20 protein-coding genes, 7 tRNA genes and 2 riboswitches are annotated in these 22,064 nt (G+C 65.3%); of the genes, 14 read left to right on the top strand and 13 right to left on the bottom strand.

Features of this window, described 5'->3' with window-relative positions; genetic code table 11:
- Positions 1-56 precede the first annotated feature (56 nt).
- From ACGTNG_RS04495 to msrB, 3 genes are all read right to left on the bottom strand, one after another.
- Positions 57-1,286, bottom strand: a complete 1,230-nt coding sequence (locus ACGTNG_RS04495) for a pyridoxal phosphate-dependent aminotransferase (RefSeq protein ID WP_394575736.1) — start codon at positions 1,284-1,286, stop codon at positions 57-59.
- A 70-nt stretch (positions 1,287-1,356) separates the two neighbouring features.
- Complete coding sequence (ylqF, locus tag ACGTNG_RS04500) at positions 1,357-2,340, bottom strand: ribosome biogenesis GTPase YlqF (protein WP_394575737.1); 984 nt, start codon at positions 2,338-2,340, stop codon at positions 1,357-1,359.
- A 92-nt stretch (positions 2,341-2,432) separates the two neighbouring features.
- On the bottom strand, positions 2,433-2,834 hold the full coding sequence (gene msrB / locus ACGTNG_RS04505) for a peptide-methionine (R)-S-oxide reductase MsrB (RefSeq protein WP_394575738.1): 402 nt from the start codon (positions 2,832-2,834) through the stop codon (positions 2,433-2,435).
- Between the two features lie 195 nt (positions 2,835-3,029).
- Between msrB and ACGTNG_RS04510 the strand changes: the two genes are divergently transcribed.
- The 8 genes from ACGTNG_RS04510 (at position 3,030) to ACGTNG_RS04545 (ending at position 6,075) form a co-directional block, all read left to right on the top strand.
- Positions 3,030-3,105, top strand: a tRNA-Glu gene (locus ACGTNG_RS04510).
- A 24-nt stretch (positions 3,106-3,129) separates the two neighbouring features.
- Positions 3,130-3,204 (top strand) — tRNA-Gly (locus ACGTNG_RS04515).
- Between the two features lie 19 nt (positions 3,205-3,223).
- A tRNA-Glu gene (locus tag ACGTNG_RS04520) sits at positions 3,224-3,299 on the top strand.
- Between the two features lie 39 nt (positions 3,300-3,338).
- Positions 3,339-3,413, top strand: a tRNA-Gly gene (locus ACGTNG_RS04525).
- 23 nt (positions 3,414-3,436) lie between these two features.
- Positions 3,437-3,512: transfer RNA gene (locus ACGTNG_RS04530), tRNA-Glu, on the top strand.
- Positions 3,513-3,538: 26 nt separating this feature from the next.
- Positions 3,539-3,613, top strand: a tRNA-Gly gene (locus ACGTNG_RS04535).
- Between the two features lie 248 nt (positions 3,614-3,861).
- Positions 3,862-3,955: riboswitch (TPP riboswitch) on the top strand.
- 33 nt (positions 3,956-3,988) lie between these two features.
- Positions 3,989-4,765 carry a 3-oxoacyl-ACP reductase gene (locus tag ACGTNG_RS04540; RefSeq protein ID WP_394575739.1) on the top strand — a complete coding sequence of 259 codons (777 nt, stop codon included), beginning with the start codon at positions 3,989-3,991 and terminating at the stop codon, positions 4,763-4,765.
- Positions 4,762-6,075, top strand: a complete 1,314-nt coding sequence (locus tag ACGTNG_RS04545) for an LLM class flavin-dependent oxidoreductase (RefSeq protein WP_394575740.1) — start codon at positions 4,762-4,764, stop codon at positions 6,073-6,075. The genes ACGTNG_RS04540 and ACGTNG_RS04545 overlap by 4 nt, the downstream gene beginning before the upstream one ends.
- Positions 6,076-6,147: 72 nt before the next feature.
- Here the strand turns inward: ACGTNG_RS04545 and ACGTNG_RS04550 are convergent, their stop codons facing one another.
- The gene (locus ACGTNG_RS04550) at positions 6,148-7,590 is read right to left on the bottom strand and encodes a sodium:solute symporter family transporter (protein ID WP_394575741.1); all 1,443 of its coding nucleotides are present in this window, start codon (positions 7,588-7,590) and stop codon (positions 6,148-6,150) included.
- 83 nt (positions 7,591-7,673) lie between these two features.
- A riboswitch (TPP riboswitch) is annotated at positions 7,674-7,794 on the bottom strand.
- Between the two features lie 281 nt (positions 7,795-8,075).
- Here ACGTNG_RS04550 and ACGTNG_RS04555 point away from each other — a divergent pair.
- The 6 genes from ACGTNG_RS04555 to ACGTNG_RS04580 all read left to right on the top strand — a co-directional run bounded on the left by ACGTNG_RS04555 (position 8,076) and on the right by ACGTNG_RS04580 (position 12,009).
- Positions 8,076-9,017, top strand: coding sequence for an ABC transporter ATP-binding protein (locus tag ACGTNG_RS04555; RefSeq protein WP_394575742.1), 942 nt, complete (start codon positions 8,076-8,078; stop codon positions 9,015-9,017).
- Positions 9,014-9,787 carry an ABC transporter permease gene (locus ACGTNG_RS04560; RefSeq protein ID WP_394575743.1) on the top strand — a complete coding sequence of 258 codons (774 nt, stop codon included), beginning with the start codon at positions 9,014-9,016 and terminating at the stop codon, positions 9,785-9,787. The genes ACGTNG_RS04555 and ACGTNG_RS04560 overlap by 4 nt, the downstream gene beginning before the upstream one ends.
- Before the next feature lies 1 nt (position 9,788).
- Positions 9,789-10,625, top strand: coding sequence for an NADPH-dependent 7-cyano-7-deazaguanine reductase QueF (gene queF, locus ACGTNG_RS04565; protein WP_394575744.1), 837 nt, complete (start codon positions 9,789-9,791; stop codon positions 10,623-10,625).
- A gap of 108 nt (positions 10,626-10,733) precedes the next feature.
- Positions 10,734-11,294 carry a nitroreductase family protein gene (locus ACGTNG_RS04570; RefSeq protein WP_394575745.1) on the top strand — a complete coding sequence of 187 codons (561 nt, stop codon included), beginning with the start codon at positions 10,734-10,736 and terminating at the stop codon, positions 11,292-11,294.
- Between the two features lie 4 nt (positions 11,295-11,298).
- Positions 11,299-11,799: a YiiD C-terminal domain-containing protein gene (locus ACGTNG_RS04575; protein ID WP_394575746.1), complete on the top strand. Its 501-nt coding sequence runs from the start codon at positions 11,299-11,301 to the stop codon at positions 11,797-11,799.
- A 122-nt stretch (positions 11,800-11,921) separates the two neighbouring features.
- Positions 11,922-12,009: transfer RNA gene (locus ACGTNG_RS04580), tRNA-Ser, on the top strand.
- 92 nt (positions 12,010-12,101) lie between these two features.
- Here ACGTNG_RS04580 and ACGTNG_RS04585 read toward each other — a convergent pair.
- From ACGTNG_RS04585 to ACGTNG_RS04625, 9 genes are all read right to left on the bottom strand, one after another.
- The gene (locus ACGTNG_RS04585; RefSeq protein ID WP_394575747.1) at positions 12,102-12,566 is read right to left on the bottom strand and encodes a tyrosine-type recombinase/integrase; all 465 of its coding nucleotides are present in this window, start codon (positions 12,564-12,566) and stop codon (positions 12,102-12,104) included.
- A 27-nt stretch (positions 12,567-12,593) separates the two neighbouring features.
- Positions 12,594-13,121 carry a tyrosine-type recombinase/integrase gene (locus ACGTNG_RS04590; protein WP_394575748.1) on the bottom strand — a complete coding sequence of 176 codons (528 nt, stop codon included), beginning with the start codon at positions 13,119-13,121 and terminating at the stop codon, positions 12,594-12,596.
- A gap of 241 nt (positions 13,122-13,362) precedes the next feature.
- Positions 13,363-13,716: a hypothetical protein gene (locus ACGTNG_RS04595; protein ID WP_394575749.1), complete on the bottom strand. Its 354-nt coding sequence runs from the start codon at positions 13,714-13,716 to the stop codon at positions 13,363-13,365.
- Positions 13,717-14,244: 528 nt separating this feature from the next.
- Positions 14,245-14,964, bottom strand: coding sequence for a hypothetical protein (locus tag ACGTNG_RS04600; protein ID WP_394575750.1), 720 nt, complete (start codon positions 14,962-14,964; stop codon positions 14,245-14,247).
- A gap of 150 nt (positions 14,965-15,114) precedes the next feature.
- Positions 15,115-16,125, bottom strand: coding sequence for a hypothetical protein (locus ACGTNG_RS04605; RefSeq protein ID WP_394575751.1), 1,011 nt, complete (start codon positions 16,123-16,125; stop codon positions 15,115-15,117).
- Between the two features lie 54 nt (positions 16,126-16,179).
- Positions 16,180-16,785 (bottom strand): toll/interleukin-1 receptor domain-containing protein, encoded by a 606-nt coding sequence (locus tag ACGTNG_RS04610; protein WP_394575752.1) that lies wholly within the window; start codon positions 16,783-16,785, stop codon positions 16,180-16,182.
- Positions 16,786-16,854: 69 nt separating this feature from the next.
- The gene (locus tag ACGTNG_RS04615; RefSeq protein ID WP_394575753.1) at positions 16,855-18,957 is read right to left on the bottom strand and encodes a type IV secretory system conjugative DNA transfer family protein; all 2,103 of its coding nucleotides are present in this window, start codon (positions 18,955-18,957) and stop codon (positions 16,855-16,857) included.
- Between the two features lie 93 nt (positions 18,958-19,050).
- A complete protein-coding gene (locus ACGTNG_RS04620) occupies positions 19,051-19,731 on the bottom strand; it encodes a hypothetical protein (RefSeq protein ID WP_394575754.1) in 681 nt (226 codons plus the stop codon).
- A 285-nt stretch (positions 19,732-20,016) separates the two neighbouring features.
- Positions 20,017-21,957, bottom strand: a complete 1,941-nt coding sequence (locus tag ACGTNG_RS04625; protein ID WP_394575755.1) for a hypothetical protein — start codon at positions 21,955-21,957, stop codon at positions 20,017-20,019.
- Positions 21,958-22,064 lie beyond the last annotated feature (107 nt).

Below are 22,064 nucleotides of genomic sequence, written 5' to 3' on the forward strand. Positions count from 1 at the left end.
TGCTTAGATACGGGCTGGCCCGTCGGGTTTCAAGCGGCGGGCCGGCGTCGCCCCGGCTACTGGCGATAGCGCGACAGGAAGCGCGCGAAGCGGTCCAGGGCGTCCTCCAGCTGGTCGGCCCAGGGCAGGGTGACGATGCGCACGTGATCGGGCTCGGGCCAGTTGAAGGCCGTGCCCTGGACCAGCAGGATCTTCTCCTGGAGCAGCAGATCGAGCACCAGCTGCTGGTCGTCCTGGATGTTGAAGACCTGGGGGTCGAGCTTCGGGAAGGCGTAGAGCGCCCCCTTGGGCCGGGTGCAGCTGACCCCGGGAATGGCGTTGAGCTTCTCGACGGTGATGTCGCGCTGGGCGAGCAGGCGCCCGCCGGGCAGGATCAGGTCGTTGATCGACTGGTAGCCGCCCAGCGCCGTCTGGATGGCGTGCTGGGCCGGCACGTTGGCACACAGGCGCATCGAGGCCAGCATCGTCAGCCCCTGGATGAAGTCGGCGGCGCGCTGCTTGGCGATGTTGCCCGAGAGGATCATCCAGCCGCTGCGGAAGCCGGCGCAGCGATAGCTCTTCGAGAGCCCGTTCATGGTCACCACCAGCTGGTCATCGCCGGCCAGCGCCCCGGTGGAGACGTGCTCGACCCCGTCGTAGAGGATCTTGTCGTAGATCTCGTCGGAGAACACCACCAGGTCGTGCTCCCGGGCTATCTCGAGGAGCTCGCGCACCACCGCCGGCGGATAGACGGCGCCGGTGGGGTTGTTGGGGTTGATGATCACGATGGCCCGGGTGTGCGCGGTGACCTTGGCGCGGATGTCGTCCATGTCCGGCGCCCAGTCGGCCTGCTCGTCGCACCGGTAGTGCACGGCGTGGCCGCCCGAAAGGTTGGCGGCGGCGGTCCACAGCGGGTAGTCGGGCGCCGGTATCAGCACCTCGTCGCCGTCGTTGAGCAGCGACTGCAGCGCCATCACGATCAGCTCCGAGACGCCGTTGCCGATGTAGATGTCTTCGATGCCGACGCCGGGGATGTCCTTGCGCTGGCACTCCTGCATGATCGCCTTGCGCGCCGAGTAGAGCCCCTTGGAATCGCAGTAGCCCTGGGCGGTGGGGAGGTTGCGCATCACGTCCTGGAGGATCTCCTCCGGCGCCTCGAAGCCGAACGGCGCGGGATTGCCGATGTTCAGCTTGAGGATGCGCTGGCCTTCTTCTTCCAGCCGCTTGGCGTGCTCGAGCACCGGGCCGCGAATGTCGTAGCAGACGTTCTCGAGCTTGTGCGATTTCCTGATCGGGGGGGTATCCATGGGCGCTGAATCCAGTGATGTCCGTGTGCCGCCTTGGGCGGCGATCGTTGTTCGTCGGCGTCGCCTGCGATTATGCGGGTTCGGCGCCGTCGCCACCATCCTCGGGGCGCGGTTCGTCCGGCGCCGGCTCCTCCGGTTCCGGCGCGACCGGGATGTCGGCCGGGGTCTCCAGGGTGAGGCGGCCGAGCTTGCCGTCGCGAAGCTCGTGGAGCAGCACTTCCGCGCCCCGATGCAGGTCGATCTCGCCGCCGGCGCGCAGGCCGCCGCGCTTGGACGCGATCTCGCTGAGGATGGCGTGGCCGTCGTAGCCGCTCAGGGCCAGCAGGTCGACCCGCACGGGGCCGTCGGCATCCACCTGGTCGGCGTCGGGGTGCGCCGTGTAGGCCGGCAACGACTTGAGCTTGTAGCGTGCGCTGAGCGCCTCGGGATAGCGCCTGGCCAGCTCGGCGGCGGCGACCACGGCCACGTCGACGTAGTCGATGGCGGTATCGCGGATGGCGCCGCTGGCCGCCAGGCGGTGGGCGCTGGCCTGATCCTCGATCTTCGGCCACAGCACCCCGGGGGTGTCGATCAGCGCCACGCGGCCGCCGATGCGCACCTTCTGCTGGCGCTTGGTGACGGCGGGCTCGTTGCCGGTCTTGGCGATCGTGCGCCCGGCCAGGCCGTTGATCAGGGTCGACTTGCCGACGTTGGGAATGCCCATGACCATCACCCGCACGTCGCGGTCGGCGCGCACCTGGCCGGCCAGCTCGTGGCACAGCTTCGGGATGCGCTTGAGCTCGCGGGCCTGGGTGGTGGTCACCGCGAGTGCCCGGGTGTCATCCTGGGCGTCGAAGAAGGCCGTCCACTCGCGGGTCCGCTCGGGGTCGGCCAGATCGGCCCGCGAGAGGATCTTGAGCACCGGCTTGTGGCGCGTCAGCTCGGCGAGCATGGGGTTGGCGCTGGAGTAGGGGAGACGGGCGTCGAGCACCTCGATCACCACGTCGATCTCCGGCAGCGCCTCGAGGATCTGCCGGCGCGCCTTGTTCATGTGTCCCGGAAACCAGCCGAGCATCGAGCCTCTCCTGCATGAGCGTGTAGAAAAATGGCCGCCCATCATAGCAGATGGACGGCCGTCGCCGAGCGGGGCGGTGGCGGGTCGTGCGGCTACTCGCCGGCGTGGAAGGCGATCGCCACCGAGTTGATGCAGTAGCGAAGCCCGGTGGTCTCCGGCGGGCCGTCGGTGAAGACATGGCCGAGGTGGGCATCGCAGCGGGCGCAGGTCACCTCGCTTCGCTGCATGCCGTGGCTGGTGTCGGTCTGCTCCTCGACGCACTTCGGCGTGAAGGGTCGATCGAAGCTCGGCCAGCCGCAGCCGGCATTGAACTTGTGCTCGTTCTCGAACAGCGGCGCATTGCAGCACACGCAGTGATAGATGCCGTGCTCGTCGCTCACGTTGTACTTCCCGCTGAAGGCCGGTTCGGTGCCCTTCTCGCGGGTGACGCGGTACTGCTCCGGCGTCAGCTGCTCACGCCACTCGGCGTCGCTCTTCTGGATCTTGCTGCGCATGGCCTCTTCTCCTCATTGCGTCGTGGAGCCGGCGGCAGGCTCGGCGTCTCGCCCTCATTCTGACATCTCACCGGGTGGGGGTTTCCAGTGGCGGCCCCTGGCAGGTCACGCGGTATCAACGAGCGATGAGAGGCGCTTGACAGCCCCCGGGAGCGCCGGTAATATTCGCCGCACCTCGACGAGGCGAGCCAATGCGTCCCATTCGTCTAGTGGTCCAGGACACCGCCCTTTCACGGCGGTAACAGGGGTTCGAACCCCCTATGGGACGCCACTCGATTCGTTAAGGTGCCGGAGTGCGGGAATAGCTCAGTGGTAGAGCATCGCCTTGCCAAGGCGAGGGTCGCGAGTTCGAATCTCGTTTCCCGCTCCAGTTTGAAGGTAAAAATTGCGTCCCATTCGTCTAGTGGTCTAGGACACCGCCCTTTCACGGCGGTAACAGGGGTTCGAACCCCCTATGGGACGCCACCTTCGACAGCCGGTAGCAACACGGTGCGAGAAGACCAAGCGGGAATAGCTCAGTGGTAGAGCATCGCCTTGCCAAGGCGAGGGTCGGGAGTTCGAATCTCCTTTCCCGCTCCATTCGCTCCTTGAGCGATGATTGCGTCCCATTCGTCTAGTGGCCTAGGACACCGCCCTTTCACGGCGGTAACAGGGGTTCGAACCCCCTATGGGACGCCACTTCTCACAAGCACGCCTCCAGATAAGCGGGAATAGCTCAGTGGTAGAGCATCGCCTTGCCAAGGCGAGGGTCGGGAGTTCGAATCTCCTTTCCCGCTCCAATCTCCTACGTAGTCACTATCGACACGCCAAGGCTCGGGTCATGATCCGGAGTGCCGGCGCAGTCGATCTCCTTTCCCGCTCCAATCTTGCATCACCTTCCTAGATGCCAATCATGAGCCAAGGCGCCAGCCCGGCTGATGTCGTTTCCTCGTATCTCGTTATCCGCTCCAGATTGACGTCCCCCTTGCGCCGGCCTGTTCCCGAACGGTTCCCCGGCTGTTGCTGCCTACCCGAATGCGCTATGGTGGCCTGAGACACGGGGTGCGGCTGCGGCCGCTGAGATAATACCCGTCGAACCTGATCCAGTTCACACTGGCGAAGGGATGTCGGCCGGCTCCAGCGCGGCGTCCTTTGCCGCGTATCAAGGAGTTCTCATGGCCGTTTCCTCTCTCCCCCTCGACCAGCAGGTCGTACTCGTCACCGGCGGCGCGCGCGGTCTTGGCGCCCACCTGACCCGAGCCTTTCTCGACCAGGGCGCCCGCGTGGTGGTCAACTACTACCAGAGCCGTGAGGCCGCCGAGGCGCTGGTGAAGGAGGCGCCGCAGCGGGTCCTGGCCGTTCAAGCCGACGTGCGTGAGGCCGAGGCGGTGCAGGCGCTGTTCGAGCAGGCCCGCGTCCACTTTGACGCGCCGATCACCACCGTGGTCAACAACGCCCTGCCGGAGTTCACCTTCAACGGCGATGCGCGTCCCGACGCCGACGCCCTCGACTGGGCGCACCTCCAGCAGCAGCTGGAGGGCGTCAACCGGGGTGCGCTGAACACCATCCAGGCGGCGCTTGCCGGCATGCGCGAGCAGGGCGGCGGGCGGATCATCAACGTCGGCACCAACCTGTTCCAGAACCCCGTCGTGCCCTATCACGACTACACCGCCGGCAAGGCCGCGCTGCTCTCGCTGACCCGCACGCTCTCCAACGACCTGGGGCCCGACAACATTGCCGTGAACATGATCTCCGGCGGGCTGCTGCGCACCACCGATGCGTCCAGCGCGACCCCTGAGGCGGTCTTCGACCTGATCGCGCAGAACACCCCGCTGCGCCGGGTGACCACGCCGGCGGAGTTCGCCGACGCGGCGCTGTTCTTCGCCTCGCCCTGGGCGCGGGCGGTCACCGGCCAGAACCTGATCGTCGACGGCGGCCTGGTGAAAGGATGATGACGCCGCGCCACCCCGACGAGACACTGCACCTCAACCTGTTCGTGATGGGTGCCGGCCACCACCGCGCGGCCTGGCGGCACCCCGACTCCAGCGCCGAGCGGCTCGGCGACATCGCCTACTACGAGTCGCTGGCCCGCACCGCCGAGCGCGGCAAGCTCGACGCTGTCTTCTTCGCCGACGGCATGAGCGCCGGCAGCGTGGAGGACGGCTTCAACTGGCATCTCGAGCCGCTGACCGCGCTCTCCGCAATGAGCCGGGCCACTCGGCACATCGGGCTGATCAGCACGCTCTCGAGCACCTTCTATACCCCCTTCCATGCGGCCCGGCTGGTGGGCTCGCTGGACCATATCTCCGGCGGGCGCGTGGGCTGGAACGTGGTGACCTCGATGTTCGACAGCGAGGCGCGCAATCACGGCTACCAAGCCATGCCTGCGCATGCCGAACGCTACGCCCGGGCCGAGGAGTTCGTGCAGACGGTGCTGGCGCTTTGGGACAGCTGGGCCGATGATGCCATCGAGCGCGACCGCCAGGGCCGCTATGCCGACCCGGACAAGGTGCGCAAGATCGACCACCACGGAGAGCACTTCCTGGTGGACGGGCCCCTGAACCTGCCGCGCCCGCCCCAGGGGCATCCGGTGCTGGTGCAGGCGGGCGCCTCCTCCCAGGGGCGCGACCTGGCGGCGCGCTACGCCGAGGCGATCTACGCGGTCGCCTATGACCTCCCGACCGCCCAGGGCTACTACCGGGACATCAAGTCGCGGGTGGAGGCGGCCGGGCGCAGCGCACCGGTGCCCATCCTGCCGGGACTCGTCACCTATGTCGGTTCCACCATGGAGGAGGCCCGGGCCAAGCAGCGTGCGTTGGATGAGTGCCTGCCGGTGGCGGCCTCGCTGCGCCAGCTGGGGCTCTTCATCGAGCAGGACTGCAGCGACTGGGAGCTCGATGCGCCGGTGCCGCCGCTGCCGCCGCTGGCCGAGTTCCGCGGCCCCCAGGGGCGCTATGCCACCATCCTGCGCATCATCGAGACCGAACGGCCGACCCTGCGCGAGCTGCTGGGGCGGCTCGCCGCCGGCGGCGGCCACTGCACCATGATCGGCACCCCGGAGAGCATCGCCGACGAAATGGAACGTTGGTTCCACGGCCGCGGGGCGGACGGCTTCAACCTGATGCCGCCCTCGTTGCCCGGCGGGATCGAGGACTTCGTCGACCAGGTGGTCCCGGAGCTGCAGCGCCGCGGGCTCTTCCGCGAGGAGTACACGGCGACGACGCTGCGCGGCCACCTCGGCCTCGAGCGGCCGGCGGGCTGACACTCCTGGCGATCCGCTCACGGCGCCCCAGAACGCAAAACGCCCCCAAGAGGGGCGTTTTCGTGTTACCCCTTACCCCTCGAAGCGTCGCGCGCCGGCGCTCAGCACCGCGAAGTCGAAGCGTTGCTTCGCCGGCAGCAGCGCCAGCAGCGCCAGGCCCGTCACGACCGGCATGAAGGTGGCGAGCAGGAAGGACTCCATCAGGGTGGTCAGGGCATCGCCCGGGGCCGGGAAGAGGGTCAGGCCGGCGACCAGGCCGCTGAGGGTGGCGAGCACCGCGGCGCGCCCGTCGAAGCGGCGGTTGAACAGCCCGAAGAATACCGGGAAGGCCGCCGCGCAGCACAGCAGGTCGGCCAGCAGGAAGAGATACAGCACGCTGTAGCCCTGGGCGGCGACGAAGGTCACCGGCAGCGCCAGCAGCAGGATCAGCCAGCGCGACAGGCGCATCAGCCGCGGGCCGCTGGCGCCGGGCAGCAGGCGCCCGCCGTCCAAGGCGATCATGCTCGAGGCGGCGCTGATGGTGGTGTCGGCGCTGCTCATGACCAGCGCCAGGCCCAGGAAGATCAGGCCCACCGCGAACCAGCCGGGGATGTCGGCGAGCAGCACGCTGAACAGCGCGACCGAGCCGTCGCCGGGCAGCCCCAGCCCCACGAACGCCAGGCCGAACAGGCCCATCACGAAGATCATCGGCGCGCTCAGCAGGCCCCCGAGCAGGAAGCCCAGGCCCACGGCGCGGTTGTTCTGGGCGGCATAGACCCGCTGCCAGTTGCCCTGGTAGAAGAGCCCGGTCAGCATCACGGCCAGGAAGAAGGTGAGACCGGCCTTGAGGCCCCCCAGGTCGGTGATGTCCAGCAGCTGCGGTGCCGCCGCCTCGAGCCCGGCGAGGGTAGGGCCGACGCCGCCCGCAGCCTGCCAGCCGACGATCAGCAGCACGGCGAGCAGCGGCATGATCACGATCATCTGCACCTTGTCGGTGAAGATCGAGGCGCGCAGGCCGCCGTAGAGGGTGTAGAGCAGGGTGGCGGCCATCACCACCGAACTGGTCGCCCACAGAGGGACCGGTGCCAGCAGGGCGACCATCTTGGCGATGGCGGTGATCCCCGCGGCCAGGGAGATGAACAGGTAGAACAGCATGATGACCAGGGTGAAGGCGTACATGGGGCGCCCGTAGCGGCTCATCACGAACTCGGTGAGCGAGTGGCCGCCCGGCGAGAGCTCGCGCAGGCGCCGCCCCAGCGGAATCATCACCAGCCGCGGTGCCAGCGAACCGAGCGCATAGCCGGCGATGGCGCCCAGGCCCCCCCAGGTGGCCGCCTGGGCGGGGCCGAACAGGATCCAGGTGCCCAGCGTCGAGGCCATCAGGGTCAGCACCGTGGCGGTGGCCCCCTGGCTGTTGCGGGCGATGATGAAGTCCTCGAGGCTCTCGTTGTGGCGGCGGGCGTAGAGCAGGCCCGGCACGGCAAACAGCGCCGCGAAGGCGACGAGCCACCAGAAGGCGTGAGCGGTGGACAGCATGGCGTTCTCCCTAGCATGAAAAGGCCCGGCGCGATGCCGAGCGTCGCTACGAGAGGACGCAATTGCGTTGGGTGAGAAGCGTGGCCGGATGGCACTTCCTTCCCTTCGCCGGCATGATCCGGATCAGGTTCGAAGGGTTACCGGCCGTGCCGTGTGTGCACGGTGCCGGAATCTCAGTCCGCAAGGACTCCCCCAGGAATTCGCCCCAGCCTAGGGCCCCGGCGTCATCGGGTCAACACGGCGCGCGATGCCCGCGGCAACGATGAGCATGCGAACTGTCACCTCGGTGGCGTAAGATGGGAGGTCGCGACCGGGCGGACAGGCCCCGAGCACTGCGCGACGTACGGCTCGAAGTGCGGCTCGCGCGGCGGCTTGAATTGCGCCGCGGCGCCCCCATCTCAGCGCCCCGTGTGCCGCGCCTCGCGCGTGTTTTTTCTGGCGAGTGCCGCCACGGCACCCCATTCATCTTCTGTACGGGATCTTTCATGGCCGAACCGGCTCTCTCCATCCGTGGGTTGACCAAGGTCTACGGCAATGGCTTCGAGGCCCTCAAGGGCATCGACCTCGACGTCGCCCAGGGCGACTTCTACGCCCTGCTGGGCCCCAACGGCGCCGGCAAGTCGACCACCCTGGGCGTGGTCTGCTCGCTGGTGCAGAAGACCGCGGGGAAGGTCTCGATCTTCGGCATCGACATCGACACCGACTTCGCCCGGGCCAAGTACCACCTCGGCGTGGTGCCTCAGGAGTTCAACTTCAGCCAGTTCGAGAAGGTCATCGACATCGTGCTGGCCCAGGCGGGTTACTACGGCATGTCGCGACGCGAGGCGCTGCCGCGCGCGGAGGAGCTGTTGCGCGACCTCGGCCTCTGGGACAAGCGCAACGGCAGCGCGCGGATGCTCTCCGGCGGTATGAAGCGCCGGCTGATGATCGCCCGGGCGTTGATGCATCGCCCCAAGCTCTTGATCCTCGACGAGCCCACCGCCGGCGTGGACATCGAGCTGCGCCGCAGCATGTGGGAGTACATGCGCCGCATCAACCGGGAGGAGGGCACCACCATCATCCTCACCACCCACTACCTCGAGGAGGCCGAGAGCCTCTGTCGCCGCGTGGGCATCATCAATCATGGCGAGATCATCCGCGACACCAGCGTGCGGGAGCTGCTCGCCGAACTCGATACCGAGACCTTCCTGCTCGATCTCGCCCATCCGGTGGAGGCGGCCCCGGAGGTCGAGGGCTTCGAGATCCATCGCGTGGACGACGCCCAGCTGGCGGTGGTGGTGCACCGCGGCCAGCGGCTCAACGACGTCTTCGAGGCGCTCACCGAGCAGGGCATGCAGGTGATGTCGATGCGCAACCGCGCCAATCGCCTGGAGGAGATGTTCGTCTCCATGGTGGATGACGGCCAGCAGAAGGAAGTGCGCACATGAACCCCAAGCAGATCGCCATCGCCCTCTGGACCCTGGTGGTCAAGGAGATCAAACGCTTCACGCGGATCTGGCCGCAGACCCTGCTGCCGCCGTCGATCACCATGACGATGTACTTCATCATCTTCGGCAACCTGATCGGCTCGCGGATCGGCGAGATGGACGGCTACAGCTACATGGACTTCATCGTCCCAGGCCTGATCATGATGGCGGTGATCACCAACAGCTACTCCAACGTCGCATCATCCTTCTTCTCCAACAAGTTCCAGCGCTCCATCGAGGAGATGATGGTCTCGCCGATGCCCAACTGGGTGATCCTCTCCGGCTTCGTGCTCGGCGGCATGGTTCGCGGCCTGGGCGTGGGACTGATCGTCACCGTGGTGTCGCTGTTCTTCACCCGCATCGAGGTGGCCCACCCGCTGCTCACGGTCTTCGTGGTGGTGCTCACCGCGGCGCTGTTCGCCATCGGTGGCTTCATCAACGCCCTGCTGGGCAAGAAGTTCGACGACATCTCCATCGTGCCGACCTTCGTGCTGACGCCGCTGACCTACCTGGGCGGCGTCTTCTATTCGATCTCGCTGCTGCCGGACTTCTGGCAGGGCGTCTCGATGCTCAACCCGATCCTCTACATGGTCAACGTCTTCCGCTACGGCTTCCTCGGGGTCTCCGACATCCCGGTGGGCTGGGCGCTGGCGGCCGTGCTGGCCTTCATCAGCGTGCTCTACGGCGTCGCACTGTGGATGCTGAAGCATGGCAAGGGCATCAGGAGCTGACATGACCCAACACCGACCCGACACCCTCACCCACGCCCCGCTGGGGCGTGAGTCCGCCTATCCCGAGCACTACGATGCCGGGCTGCTCTATCCCATTCCCCGGGCCGCCAACCGCGCGCCGCTAGGCATCGAGGAGGGCGCCTTGCCCTTCGTCGGCGAGGACGAGTGGCACGCCTTCGAGGTCTCCTGGCTCAACGCCCGGGGCAAGCCTCTGGTCGCCGTGGCGCGCTTTCGGCTTCCGGCCGAGTCGCCCTACCTGATCGAGTCCAAGTCCTGGAAGCTCTACCTCAACGGCTTCAACCAGACCCGTTTCGAGAGCCGCCAGGCGGTGATCGACACCCTGCTGCGCGACCTGGCCCAGGCGGCCGGCGCGCCGGTCGCGGTCGAGCTGCTCGACGTGGACGACGCGGCGCTGGCGGTGAAGTGCCTGCCCGGCGAGTGCCTGGACGACCTGGACATCGAGGTGACCGACTACACCCCGAGCGCCGAGCACCTGGCGGTGGGGGAGGCGATCGTCGAGGAGACGCTCTACTCGCATCTGCTCAAGTCCAACTGCCCGGTCACCGGCCAGCCCGACTGGGGCAGCGTGCTGATCCGCTATCGGGGCCCGAAGCTCGACCGCGAGGGTCTGCTGCGCTACCTGATCGGCTATCGCCAGCACCAGGACTTCCACGAGCACTGCGTGGAGCACATCTTCACCGACCTGATGGCCCGTGCCCAGCCGGAGCGGCTGCTGGTGCTGGCGCGCTACGTGCGCCGCGGCGGGCTCGACATCAGCCCCTGGCGCGCCACCCCCGGCGAGCGGCCACCCGAGCCGCTGCGGCTTTCTCGGCAATAAGGGCGCGCGGCAGTGAGGGAGGGGCGGGTGACCGGCACGACAGGCGCCTGGGCAGCTGATAGAGTGACGAGAAAGATTCTCGTCTGAAAAACCCAAGGGAGAGACTCAATGGACGCGCTGACGCTGCTGCACGAACGCAGTTCCATGGGCAAGCTGATGGGCCCGCCGCCGAGCCCCGAGCAGCTCGAGGCGATCTACCGGGCGGCCCTGCGCGCGCCGGATCACAAGGAGCTGCGCCCCTGGCGCTTCATCGAGTTCTCCGGCGAGGGCCTCGCGCGGCTCGGCGAGCTGTTCGCCGAGGCCGAGTTCCGCGAGGATCCCCACGCCTCGGATGCCACCCTCAACGCGGCCCGCAAGAAGCCGCTGCGCGCGCCGATGATCATCGCGGTGATCGCTAAGGTCACCCCGGACGAGCCCAAGGTGCCGAAGATCGAGCAGGTGATCTCCGCCGGCTGCGCCGCCCACGGCATCCTGCTCGCCGCCCACGCCCAGGGGCTCGGCGCCATGTGGCGCAGCGGCAAGTACGCGTTCGACCCCACCGTGCGCAAGGGGCTGGGGCTCGCCGAGGACGACGAGGTGGTGGCCTTCCTGTATCTGGGCACCATGGGCGGGCGCCACAAGCCGCTGCCCGAGCACGACATCGACGCCTTCGTCGAGCGCTGGGACTGAGCCCATGCGCGAGATCGGCGTTCCCCACCCGCGCTTGCCGCTGCCCGCCGGCGGCCAAGACGACATGTCCGCGTTCCTCGTCTGGCTGGGCGGGGCGATCCCCATGGTGGGCGCACTCGGCATCCGCGAGATGACCCGCGACGACAAGCGCCTCACCTGGCAGCTGGCGCTCACGCCCAGCCTCAACGACAAGGGCACCGGCTTCGGCGGCGCGCTCACCGCCCAGACGACCCTGCTAGGCTGGTGCTGGACCACCCTCTGGCTGCGCCGCCGTGGCCTCGCCCGGGACGTGGTGGTGGCCGAGGCCACCCAGCGCTTCCTGGCGCCCGTGACCGGCGACTACCGCCTGGTCTGCGAGCCCGAGGCGGACGACGGCCCTGCGAGCCTCGCCGAGCGGCTGGAGCGGCGCGGCAAGGGGCGCATCGCCCTGGTCCAGCGGCTCTGGTGCGGCGACACCCTCTGCCTGGAGGCCCGGGGCGACTACGCGGTGTTGCCAGAAGCCTGAGCCGGGCGGCGTGGGGCCGAGTGAAAACCGCGAAACCGGCTTGCATTCGCGGACTTAAGTCGTTAGTATATGCGCCGTTCTTGAGCAAAAGGCCACGCGCCGAAGCGATAGAACCACAATGCGGAGGGGTGTCCGAGTGGTCGAAGGAGCACGCCTGGAAAGTGTGTAAGTCGAAAGGCTTCGAGGGTTCGAATCCCTCCCCCTCCGCCAACGAATTTTAAAGGGGAATCAACACCTTATGTTGATTCCCCTTTTTCGTTTCTGGCCGTTGGGAAGGGTTTTGGGAACAATCCTGGGAACGGTCAGAGTTCGAGCAGCTTCTCGATCATGCTGGGCACGTCCTGGCCGTCGGACTTGAACCATTTGCCGTAGCGGCGCTGGATCATGTTGATGGTGGAGTGACCGACATGGTTCGAGATCCAGTGCAGCGGCACCACGCCCAGAGACAGCATCTGGCTGATGAAGGTGTGCCGGCACTGGTTTGGACTGCGGTATCTCACCCCGGCCTTCTCCAGGTGGGGCTTCCAGAAATGTTGCCGGATCGCGTTCGCGTAGAACGGTTTACCGCTCTGGGAATTCAGGAACACCAGCCGCAGCTTCTCCTTGCGCACGGTGCGGTTGTCACGATCGACGATCTCGTAGGGCTGCGCCGGTAGTTTGCCGGTCAGCGCGTACTGCTCCTGGAGCGCTTCCCGCGCCGGTTTCAGCAGGTGGCGGACTCGCGTCGATCGCTTGGTCTTCGTCACCTTGAATCGTCCGCGCACCACTGCGCGCCGGTACCGAATGATGCCTTTCTAGACGTCGAGCACGTCTTCCCACGCCAACGCCTGGGCTTCGGAGATCCTGAGGCCATCGTAGAGCGCGAACTGGATCAGGTTGAGCTCCTGGACGCGCTTCGTCGGCGTGGTCAGGATCTTTTCGATCTCGCTGCGGCTGAACGGGTCGGGATCCTCGTCGTCCGGCAGGCGGATGGTGATGCCCAGCGTTGGGTCGAAGGCCTTCTTGTTGCGGGTGGCGTAGAGCCGGAAGGTCTGCCGCATGATGCTGACGATCTCCTTGATCGTCTTGTTCGACAGGTGCTTCGCCAGTTCCTTCTGGATCCAGTCCTGGAGCTCTATGTGGTCGATCGCATCGGCCTGTTCATTGCCCCAACGCGGGCGAACGTGCGTCTCGGCCTTCGACTTGATACCTCGAAAGCTGGAGTAGGCGAGCTCGTTCTCCTTGATGGCCAGCCACAGGTCCAGGTAGTAGCCGAACTGGCTCTCGTGAAGGCGCTTCGATTCCGGGAAGTGGCGGGCATAGTCGAAGGTGGGCGGTCTCAATGACCAAGCGCAACACCGTACCTGATGGGTCACGTGTTGCGCTTGGTCATTGAGACCGCCAACCCTGAATTTAATCAGATTAAATCAGAATATTACCACGACTTTGGGCACCGAGACCCAAAGAAGGGAGACGCTAACAACAATTCAATCAAGCGGGTGACCAATCATACGGTCCCGACAGGTAACTGAAGCTGGAGACTACCGTGAAGCAACAAAAAGGCCCTTACATTGCCCCACCCCGCTAATCTTTCTGGTAAAGATTGACTAATCTGGGGCAGACCTTGTCTTTGAGAAGAGCCACTAATTCCGGATCGCCGCGCACGTACACGTCGGGTATGTGCAACGTAATTATCCGGTTGTCCGGTGGGCGCTTCTTGAATTTCTTACGAATGCGCTCGCGGTGATGGCTCTCCATCGCGAAGATCATGTCGGCGGATGCCACTAACTCTTTGGTCAGAGGACACGGCGCATTCACGTTCGTGCCCGCTGAAATCGCTTCAACGCCTGGATAGACGCTAAAGACATCCTCGGCTGTCGGGCTTCTCAGCTTGTTTGCGGTACAGACAAAGAGGATGAGCATAATGCGTTTTTCCAATTACAAGCTCTTCGGACTTCACGGCCAGGGCTTGTTCCCGCGTGGCCACTTTGCCATTGCTGGGCATTGGCGCGCCACTGCTAGAACGGGCTCGGCTCTGGGGCGGTGGCGCTGATGCCGACACGGCCCATGTCGCAGGTCTTGGGGGGCGCCAGGGGACCGAGGGCTCATCGACTGGGCCGTTCCCGCCCGAGGCTATCGCGCTCATCCGGCCCCGGATAGCCCCGGCGCTGGAGGTGACTGCGAGGCTCAAGCACGAGCCCGGCGCCCGCCTGACAACCCTGACACTTCAAAGCGCGGCCACATACTGAGGCTCAGCTCAGTCCACTACGAACCCGAAGACGTACTTGGCACGGCAACTGGATAGGACGAGTCCAGCAGCCAATAGTGACAAGAACAAGAACTGAGGAAACCGGCTTGCGTGCTGCTGCGAAAAATGCGGTCTCCGTTCGCGCCTGGTGGCCCGACGCTTTTTCCAGTAATCGCCACAGGCAGCCGGACTTAGCTCCGCGACACCACCACAGATCACTACAAACGCCTCTCCCCGGCTTCCAATTCCTCGACGAGCGCTCTGATCTCCCAGAGATCAATGTTGCGCGTGCGCCACCAACCGAAACCGCGACGAAGCTCGATATTCAGCCCTATTAGAGAAACAAGACCCATCGGTACCGCCAGGATCAGTGCCCAGATCGACCATGCGGCTAAAGCGGTGGCGCCAAACGCGAGACCGATGGCTAGCCACAGCCTGCGTGGGAAGAGATGCCCGGACGAAAGCCAAAGCAGCGACCTTAACTTCATCTCTTCCATTTTGTCCTCCTGGGCAGACAAATATCGCCCCAGCCGTGTAGCGAGGTTGCCGCGGCCCGCCGCAAGCAGGCCCATGCACAGAGCGCGCCGGCTACGATCCAAATCCGGCCCGAACTCGCCCTGCCCGGCCTCGACCAGACAGCGATAGATGCGCTCGGTCTCGGCGTAGGACTCGAGCGCTTCGCCCGCGCGGTGGAGGGCTTGGAGCGCGTTGCCCTTGTTGTAGAGCGTCATGGTGAGGTCGGGCTCGACCTCGCCCTGCCAGGCCTCGATCAGGCGGCGATAGATGTCCACCACCTCGGTATGGGCCTCCAGCGGCTCGCCCGCGCGGCATAGCTCAGACAGGCAAACTCCCAAATTGGACAGAAGAGCCGCCTTTCTCTCCATCCGAGTTTTGCGCGTGACCAGAGCAAACGCGAGCCTCACGAGCGGCAATAGCATCCAACGCAAGTCCACTCGCTCGAGATTGCGGAGCGCCGCCTCCCGAGAGAAGGCGTTATCGATTACAGCTTCCTCCAACCTCTCTACTCGTTCTCCCGCCTCCTCCCTCAGAACCGCCCCGAGCAGCCGATGAAATCGCCCCAGGCGGCCCTACCCCTCGCCCGCGTCCGTCGGCGTCAGCAGGCGTAGCGCCGACAGGCGGGCGATCAGCTTGTTCCACGCGTCAGCCGTTCCCGTGGCCCCCTCCTCGAGGAGCGTCGAATGATCCTTTCCGGCGAACTCGCGCAGCATCGGCAGAATCACCTGCTCGGCATCCATCAGCGCCGCGTAGTCAAGGACCAGCCGCTCCTCGGCGTGGAGCTGGGCGAAGGCGTGGCGGAGCAGCTCGGTGATTACCGATTGGTCGTGGCGGCTGAGCGTAACCGCTCCACCGGCCGCATCGAGGGACAGAGTGAGCCCCTTGGCCTTGATCTCGTGCTCGTAGAAACTACGATAGGTTGTCGCCTGGTTTGCATCGAGCGCGAGGAAGGCGCCGACGACCTCGAGCGAGAAGGGATGGCTGGCGAGAGCCTCCGCGATGGCGCGAGCCGCGGCGCGCTCGTCGCCGCCGTCCGGCCCGCGGTACCTCTCGAGCAGCCGCAGCCCGTCCTCGATCGACAGTGCGCCCAGCGGCAGGAATTCGAAGTCAGTACCATTGGTGGGCCAGAGGTCGCGTTCGAGCCGGGGCGTGGCCAGGATATGGGCACGATCGGCGTCCGGCAGCGCGCGATCGCCCGTAAGCTGGAAGAGGTCCGGTCGGTCCACATTATCGAAGACGAGGAGGCACCCACCACTCTCCTGCAGCTCGGCGCGCACCTTCCGAAATGCCTGATCCGGGTCCGCCTCGTCGCGCTCCGTGATGTCCATGCCGAGATCGCGCCCGAGTCGGATGAAGGCGCGCGCCATGTCCGAGACGCCCTCGGCCCGCACCCGCCAGCGCCCGCCGGGATAGTTGTCGCTGAACACATGCGCATACTCGAAGGCGAGCGCGGACTTGCCAATCCCGGGGAAGGCGCTCTGCACGACGGCGACCGTGCCCTCGGGCCGGTCGATGGCGAGGACATTGCGCAGCTCGCGCAGCTCGGCGACGCGTCCGACGAAGGAAGGGGTGTGATGGGGCACCGTGTTCGGAGATAGGCGGCGCCGCTCGGCCCGGCCGGCGACGCGTGAGAGACGCTAGGTCAAGAGCTTCATGCGCTTACGAACGACGTTATCCTTGAGGGCGTCGACGCCCTTGTCTCGCCACGAATGGAGTTCGACGCGCTGTGGGCGCCGCAGGAAGGCAGCCCAGTTCGCGAGTTCTTCGGCAATGCCCGGCTCGGCGATGGGCGTCCGCTCCGGCGGCGCCGCTCGCTCCTCCGCCAACAGGACGAGTCGCTGGGCCAGCTCGGCAGCTGTAAGCTGCTCGGAGGCGTCGAAGGGTGGGCACGGCTCAATATAGATCGTGGCACAATCACCCAAAATGTTCGCCAGCGCCTCCTCGCTTCCAAGCCGTGTGAATTCGAGCCACTCGCGCCAGCAAAACGGGCTCAGGAAGTAGTTCGGCGACAGGACCGCGAGGAGCAGTCTCGAGCTGCGCAAGCCGGAGAGGATTGTCGCCTCCTCCCAGTCGGCCATCGTCCGGATATGGCTCTTGTCGAAGAAGCAGACGTCGACACCGCGTTCGACGAACGCGGTCACCTCCGCCTCGATCGTATCGCGTAGCGCCGAGATGAAGCCGTCGCGGTCGTCCGCATGCGCATAGCTGATGAAAATATCGTATGAAGCGTCCCGCTCTCCCATCACGATGCTCCAGTGTATTCGCCCAAAAAACAGCTCTCATCCTGTCGAGAATGCCGATGACTTCGTGCATTAGCTGTCGCTACGGGCTGCTTTGAACGCGCCATCGGAATCGACGGTGCCGATGTAGCGCAGCCTGGCGAGGTCCGGGATCAGGGGCAGATCCGCTGCGATTACCGAATCCTGGATCATCGCCACGCTACCGTCCGTCCCGATCTGAAAGCGTGCGGAGACTATCAGGTCGCTGTACACGGTGGTTGCGTTCAGAATCCAGCCTTGCTCAGACGAGGGTTCGGAACGGTCTGGCCTGGGAGGATGAAGGTTTTCCTGGAGAAACTGCCTGAAGCTCGGTTCCGGCTCTTCCTGCCACTCGAGCTCGTCGGCGGACTCCACGACGAGAAAGCGGCCCTCGGAAGCGTACATCGAGCTGCAGAAAAACCGCAGGTAACGGATCAGGTTGTTCTGCGTCAGGCGGATAGGCGCCATGGCATTGATAGCGTGGATAGTCTCCGACTGCCCATCCAGCCAACTCCAGTGTTCCTCGGAGGCTACGAAATAGGCGTGCAGCGTGGGAGATTGGCGATGGAAGCGCAGATCGTACCAGTCGAGGTCGGCGTAGAAGGGAAGCGCGCATCGAAACAGCGCGACCTCAGAGCTGTCGAGCTTGTCCTGAAGTGCCATCTGGCTGAGGTGATGCTGCTTGTCGTCTTCTCCCAGCTCGATCCAGTGCGCGCTGGCTACCGGATGGAAGATCCGCTGGCTCAAGGCCATTGCTTGCTTGGCCATGTGCCGCTCACGAGCGGTCGTCGGCGCTTCGCTGCGCCGAAACACGGCGCGCGTCTGCGGTTGTGTGGGCCGCCGGGTTTGGTCGTAGAACGGGTTTTGTGTGTAGAGATCCCTGAATGGCGGATCGATAAGATAATTGGGCCTGCGCACAACGACCGGCTCGTCGCCCGCGACATTGAGAATGAGTTCATCCGGCTCGAGTTCCAGCACCGCCTCGCGTGGGCCATAGCCGGACACATCGGCAACCGCTTCGGCAGCCATTCCCGTCGTGGCGCCAAAGAATTGCTGGATACGGCAGTTGTTCAGAATGGTCTCCCAGTCGCTCGGATACAGGCGCCGCAGTTGGCTTAGGTCCTGCCAGAAGCTCCACACCCGCACGCCGTAGCCGCGCAGCAGCGTGATGGCGCTGCGCAACTGTGGCAGCTCGCCGAGCTGGGCGGCCTCGTCGACCAGCATCAAGGTCGGCCGTCGCGGCTGCCTGGTGCGCCGGGATAGAACGCTGACCAGACTGCCGATCCACAGGCGCAGCAACGGAGAGTGACTTTCCAGCTTGTCCGGTGGCAGCACCAGGTAGATGGACACCGGGTCGCCGCGGTAGACGGTGTTGAGGTCAAGATCCGAGCCACTCAGGTGATCACTGACGAGGTCGCCCTTGAGAAAGTCGAGCTGGTTCATTGCCAGTGCCCAGTACCCACCCATGGTGGTCTCCGCGGGGTTGCCAAGCAGGCCGGCCATCTGGCGCAGTTCGGTGTTGTCCGCCTGTTGCCACTGCTTGGCGCGCTCAGCGAGTTGTTCGAGGGTCTGGTTGAGCAGGGCGCGCGCCGCGGGCAAGGTGGCAGCCGCCGAATCGGGCATCGTCAGCACGTCAAGGATCGCCGCGGTGACCAGGACCCGACCCATCTGTGGCCAGAACGGATCATGCCGCATGCCTGTCTCGCCGGTGTTCTTCGAGGCCAGCGTGGCGAGCGTGCTGACGTCTTCGACGAAATGGCGAGATCCGGGGTCCGCGAGGTCCATGGGATTGAAACGCTGGCCCGAGGCGTCCGGAGTCACTTCGAACGGATCGAACAGGACCACATCCTGCCCCATCTGCCGCCGCCTGGCGGCGGTCACCGCGTAGTTCTCACCCTTGGGGTCGACCACTACGACAGGGCCAGTGTAGCGCAGCAGTGCAGGAATGATGCAGCCCACACCCTTGCCGGCGCCGGTGGGCGCGATGGAGATCAGGTGGCCCTCCGAGCTGTCGAGGATGGGCTCCAGTGTCTTCGCCGGCGAGTCGTACTCGGCACCGGGCGCGGTGAACCCGATGGCCGGTTTGCGCCGCCTCGCCTCCAGGGACCATCCGACCAGGAGCCCTTCATCCGGAAGTGTTACGGGCAATCCACGCATCACCGGCCTCCCTTGCTCGATCAAACAGAAGTTACGTTTCTCGGACCGGCATCGCCAAGACTGGCGGCCGCCTGCCGGCATCGAATGCGCCGCTCAGAATCCCGGCGCCAGATCACGTTCACTGTAGACCATGCTCCATATCTTGAGGTCATACGATAAGCTGCGGCTCAGCTTGCCGAGCAACTGCACCACGCGAGCGCGGTCAGCCTGTTCCAGGGCTGCCTCGAGCTCTCCGCCAAGGTCGTCTAGTTCCGTAGTCATGCGTTCGGATTGCCGGATAGCCGTGCGAAAGTCCGCAGTCGCGCGTATGCCGAATATGGCCGCCCCGATGACCGGCAATACGCCTCCCAGGAAGGTGGCCAAGGGCTTGTAGACCTTCACGATGGCCTCAGCGCCAGGGTCAGGATGTTCAGACGGGTGCGGTGCTCCTGGTGAGTACACGCTTCCGTCCAGGTCGAGCCGGCAATATGGGTGGTGGCTGGCATCGACGAAAGGAACGATCGCGTAGCACGCCTGCAGCAGGGCGGAGGGCGACAGGTCGCACGGATCCTCGGGCATCCGCGCGCGCTTGGGAGAGAAGAGGTCGACGCCGTATTGCTCACGGTAGGATAGGTGTCGGGGCTTTACGCCCGCGGGCACTTTCCCTCGCCAGAATGTATGCACGGATTTGAGGACCGGAGCGAGATCGTCAGGGTCGAGAGTCAGGGTATGGTCCACCCGATTGAAGGGCGACGGTATCTCGCCCAGCGTGAATTCCGGGGTCCGGAGATTCACCAGCTTGCGACTGGTGCGTGCCCGTTTGGCCTCGGCCTTGACCTAGTAGGAATACGCTGCCCCTCGCTCCAGATCACGACCACGGCGCAGCGTCCTGCAGCGCCTCGCGGATCTGTTCCTCATAATCGCCCCACGCCTCCAGGACGCGATCCCACCAGACGTCGTAGCCCTCAGTCTCCAGGGCCGAGGCGAAATCTGCGGTAAGGCCCCTCCCCTTGGCGCGAGGAATAGCTGATGAAGATGTGTGCCATGCGTTCTTTTCCCGTTCAGCCCCGGGCCACCAATTCAGAAACCCGGTTCGAGTGCGCGTTCGCTGTAAATCACCCCCCAGAAATGCAGATCGTCGGCCAACGTCCGCGTGACCCGTGCGAGGGTCCGGTGCAGCCTGGCCCGGTTCGGCGCGGCCCTTTGGCCCTGCAAATGGGTTTTCAACACCCCCAGTTCGTCGATCATGCGTTCGGATTGCTGAACCGAGGAACGGAAATCCCCCGTTGCACGAATGCCGAACAGCGCCGCGCCGTAGACCGGCAGCACACCCCCGAAGAAGGTCGCCAAGGGCTTGACCACCTCCTTGACCAGCGCCTTGTCGTGGGTGACCACCACATAGCCATAGGCGGCCAGATAGAACGCGCCTGCCAGCAGCGTGCCGAGCAACAGCCTGACGGCTGTGTTCTCCATCCGGTCATCGAGCGCGTGCAATCTATCGGCATTACTCTGGTGATAGGCGATTTGGTCGTCGATCTCGCAGTCGATCGCGACATCTATGACCGAACCAAGTGCGTCTGGTCCGATCACCGCCGTGGGGGGTGTGATTTCACGCAGGCTGGCGCGCACGTACCAAGCGACCCAGGCCTCGCCCGGCGTGGCCCCGGTCAAAGAACCGGGGCCAATTGGCGAGCTGCCCATCAGGATTGGCAGCCGCGCGGGTCGCAGCGCCTCAGCGATGTTGCGGTAGTCAAGCCAGCGCTGATGCCAGCAGTCGCGGTTACCGCGCCACGTAATCCACAGGATCATCCCGATGAAAGCGAGTTCGGTCACGACAAGCCATGCTTTCAGCCAGAGGATACTGTCGTAGAAAGGGACAGCCAGCGGCAGCACCAAAAGGCCGGCAGTCACCGCCAACGCAGCCAAGGTGAAATTGAGCACGTAGGCGCTGCGGTACATGTGGGCATAATGGTTCGCGACGTTATCCGCGCGTCGCCAGCGTTCCTGAAGTTTTGTCTCGATAGCGGTGGCGAACGGCTCTCCGCCAATCTCTCTCGCGATGTCGCCCACGCGCGCCCAATGCGGCCCTGCGTGGGCTTCGGACGCGGTGTAATCCACCCAAGGCCGCAAGGGCGGCGACAAGCGGAACAGCCAGTGCAAGCAGTTATAGGCACAGGCGAATGCGTACGTGCGCAGCCGCGTCTCGCGGAATTCAACCAGACAGATTTGCGGCGACCAGGAATCTTTCGAACTGTCGCCGTGGCGTTTACTTACGGCCTCCGGCAGTCTGAGCAGATGGCGGACACCTGCGGCAAGCGGATTTGAACAGGGATCGCCAGTCTCCTCGATCTCGAGTTCACGCCAATGGCCTTCGCCAGCGGGGTCCGTTGTGCCCGGCTCGGTCGTCCACAAGCGCAACGCCCCGTCGAGCGCCAGCCAGACGACGACCAATCCTAGTTGCTGCGCTTCAGCGACGATCTCAGCCGTGCCGCCTGTACCGGCGGCGGCCTCGCCATCCCAGACCGCAAGCAGCACATCGCTGTGCGCGAGCACCAGTCGCCCCGCCGCGCGGTAGGCTTCGTCATCGCCTGGCCGGTTGGCGACATCGAGTTCGGTGCGTGTCGTGCGCTCCGGCGCATGCGCCCATAGCCGGTTGAAGGTGGTGCGCTCGTTTCGGGTGAAATCCTGCGCCGCGACGTAGGCGGCATGTGGAAACGGCAGGACTATGTTGAGGTCATAACCCGCCACGATGGCCGCATCAGCCGTGAAACTGTCCGCACCCGCGGCAATGGCCGTGGCGAAGCGCAGGTGCGGTGCGACACCGGTTGCGAATGGCGCCGCGGCCCCAGCGGCATCGCTCTCAGCCTGAATGCGGCGGGCCACCTCTGCCAGACATCCCAGCACTGCGCCGGCACGTTGTTGTAGAAGATCGGTGTCTGCTTCCGCGAGCTTGTTCGGCCGATGGCCGGTCACCCCAACGCGCAGGGTCAGACGGGGCGGGAGGAAAGGGCCTTCGGACATGGGAAATAACTCGTTGAAATAGGCGGTCGGCTTGGTACATTCCCTTATGGCGTCTGTGTCGGTTGTTTATTGTCTAAAAGGCTGGATTATAAACGATATTCATTCGC

Source organism: Halomonas sp. B23F22_3 (assembly GCF_043496965.1).
Taxonomy (GTDB): domain Bacteria; phylum Pseudomonadota; class Gammaproteobacteria; order Pseudomonadales; family Halomonadaceae; genus Halomonas.